Origin of the sequence: Motilibacter deserti, assembly GCF_011250635.1 — a bacterium.
GTDB classification, from domain to species: Bacteria; Actinomycetota; Actinomycetes; order Motilibacterales; family Motilibacteraceae; genus Motilibacter_A; species Motilibacter_A deserti.
Window position 1 is genome coordinate 378 of record NZ_JAANNP010000077.1, and the last position, 2,949, is coordinate 3,326.

Genomic DNA, 2,949 nt, shown 5'->3' on the forward strand with positions numbered 1-2,949 from the left:
TGCCGTCGTTGGGGGTGGACTCGGCGAGGACGTACGCGAAGGTGGCGCCGCCGTCGGCGGAGAGGCTGATCTTGACGTTGGCGGCGTTGATGGGCGCGCCTGCGGTGCCGGCGACGTCCCAGGTGACGGGGAGGGTGTTCTCGTAGTTCACGGCGGCCGAGGTGGCCTGGGAGGTCACGAGGAACGGCCCGGTCCCCGGCGCCAGGTTCACCGTCGTGTCCTGGCTCGAGCTGCCCGTGACCTGGTCACGCGCGGTCAGCCGGAAGTGCATCGGGGTCGTGTAGACCGGCGTGGGCAGGAACTCCGAGAAGCACTCGACGATGACCGGGTCCACCGGCGGCGGCGTCGCGTTGTTCGGCGGCAGCGGCGGCGCCGGCGGGCAGGCGCCGGTCTTGGCGTTCGTGTTGTTGGACAGGATCTGCGCCATGTCCGGGAAGACGCGCGTCGGGTTCGTCGTCGCGAGGTTCTGCCCCGGCGAGTGGTAGAGCAGCGTCGCGGCCGGTGTCACGTTCGCCCGGGTGCCGAACGAGCGGAAGAGCGGGCCGTTGCGCTTGATGTTGTTGACGAGCGAGGTCCCGGTCGTCACGGCAGGAGTCGTCGGCGTGGCCGGGGTGACGCCGATGTCCATCTGCTCCCAGAGGAAGATCGGCTGCTCCCCGTCGGCGTCGCTCGCGCCACCGGTGAGGACGAACGGCGTCTGGTAGGGGATCGTGTATTCGGCGGCGGCGACGGTCACGACCGGCGGGGTGTTGCCGGTCGGGACGATCGTCCACCCCTTGTTGTCGGTCGGCCCGCCCTTGGCCGTCTCGCCGACGTAGCCGGACGAGCCGGGGAAGAAGGCGATGCCGAGCTGGTCGACGTTCACGCCGGCGAGCGTGCCGGTGAAGGTGACCTGGAAGCCCGTGTCGTTGAAGGTCCCCGCCGCGAAGCCCGCGACGGTCGCGATGCCGCCCGCCGGCCAGCCGGGCGAGGACTCGAGCGCGGCCTTGATCCCGGCTGCGGAGTAGTTCAGGCCGCGGACGATGGGCGCGGTCGGCTGGCCGTTGACGATCAGCTGGAACGCGTCGTTGCCGTCGCTGTCGAAGTCGCGCAGCGAGACCGTCTGCACCTCGTTGATCGGCGCGAGGTCACGGGTCACGTACCCGGTGATCTGCTCCTGGCTGAAGGCGTGGAAATACGGGTCGCTGTGCGGCTGCAGGTCGTCCTGCCAGCAGATGCCGGCGTACGCCATGATCGACGAGCCCGAGCCCGGCTCCACCGAGGCGTTGACGGAGCGGTTGCCCGCCGAGCAGTTGCGCTGCACGCCGTTGAAGGTGTGGCTGCCGGAGAACTGGTGGCCCATCTCGTGGGCCACGTAGTCGATGGCCATGTAGTCGCCCACCGGGTTCGGCAGGCCGGTGCACCCGTTGGCCTTCACGTTCGCCCCGACCCCGGCGCTCGCGACGCCGCCGCCCGAGAGGCCGAGCGCGATGTGCCCGATGTCGTAGTTGCTCGCCCCGATGAGCTGGCCGACGACGATGCGGTTGCGGTTGAGCAGGGTGCCGTTGCACGTCGTCACGGACGTGTAGCACGGCGCGGCGCCGCACGGCCCGTTGGCGCCCGTGGTCTGCGCGGTGGTGTTGAAGTTGAGCAGGTCGTTCTGCGCGATGAGGACGAGCCGGATCGACAGGTCGTCCTCGTAGACCTGGTTCACCCGGTTCATCAGCGTGACCTTGGCGGCGGTCACGTTGGCCGCACCGAAGTAGTTCGCGTACGACGGGTCGGTCACGAGCGCGAGCCGGTAGGTCCGCAGCACCGACCCGATGCTCGGGCCGGCGCTCGCGGCGACGTCGGCGGCGTCGACAACGGCGGCGGCGGAGGCGAGGCCGGCCCCGTCGCGCTCGACGAAGGTGCCGTGCGTCTTCTCCTCGAGGTCGCGGCCGAAGTAGCTGATGTAGAGGCTCTGGTCGCCCTTGTAGTACGGGTCGACGTACCACGCGCCCTTCTCGCTGCGCACGGACGCGTGGAAGCCGAGTGGCGTGAGGTCGGCGTGCAACGTGGCGGTCGTGTCGTCGATGCCGACGCCGGTGTAGGTCTTGATCTCCGGGTGCTTGGCCGCGAGCCCGGGCTCCATCATCGCGTATTCGGTGATGGTAAATCGGGCGAAGCCGCCGTCAGGCTTCGGGATCGACAGGACGGAGCCGGTGATCGTGGGGCTCTCGTTCGGCGCGGCGTCGAGGATCTTGGCCATGCCCGCGCGGTCGAGCTTCACCGCGTTGAAATCCGTGGGCTCCACGGCAGCCGGCTTGCCCTTGTAGGTCGCCGCCGGCGAGTCGGAGACGTTCGTCCAGACGGCCTCGGCTCTGACGGCGGCATCGGCGTCCGTGCCCGGAAGCGGCAGGAGGGCGCCTGCGACGAGGAGGGCGGCACCGGCCGTCCCGGCCCGCAGCAGCGGCGTCCTCGCTCCGCCGGGTCGCGGCACGCGAATGTGCCCGGTCCCACGTGTCATGCAGCAGATCCCTTCGGCTGTGGGGGCTGGGCCGGCAGAAGCCACGCCGAATTGCTTCCCCCCGAATCCTGATCACGGCCGAGGAGGCCGTGCGGCGAGCACGTTAGATTCCGCGCGCTCCGCTCGCAGCCCCTGACGGTTTCAAGGGCGTTAACTCTGCGCAGTTGGACGGACGCAGGCTAGCCCTCGCGCCTGGATCGGACCAGTCGTGCCGGGAGATGCCGCGGCCCCCGCACCCTGGCTGGGTGCGGGGGCCGCGGCGGAAGTGCGGTTGCTCAGAGCCCGGCGAGGGCGGTGTCGACCGCTGCGAGGAGGGCGGTCTTCGCAGCGGCGGGCACCTTGGCGGCCTTGGCGCTGTCGATGGTGGCGCGCAGCGCCTGCAGGGTAGTGCGGGCGCCGGTGGTGTCGCCGGTGTCGAGCGCGGTCCAGGCGGTGAGGACGGAGGCCTGGAAGGCCCGTGC

Annotated in this window: 2 protein-coding genes; both read right to left on the reverse strand. The window is 70.5% G+C overall.

The features are described from left to right. The coding region (locus G9H71_RS19525; protein ID WP_166284462.1) for a M12 family metallo-peptidase at nucleotides 1-2,488 on the reverse strand (2,488 nt) is incomplete at its 3' end. A 275-nt stretch (nucleotides 2,489-2,763) separates the two neighbouring features. Next, the coding region (locus G9H71_RS19530; protein ID WP_166284463.1) for a hypothetical protein at nucleotides 2,764-2,949 on the reverse strand (186 nt) is incomplete at its 5' end.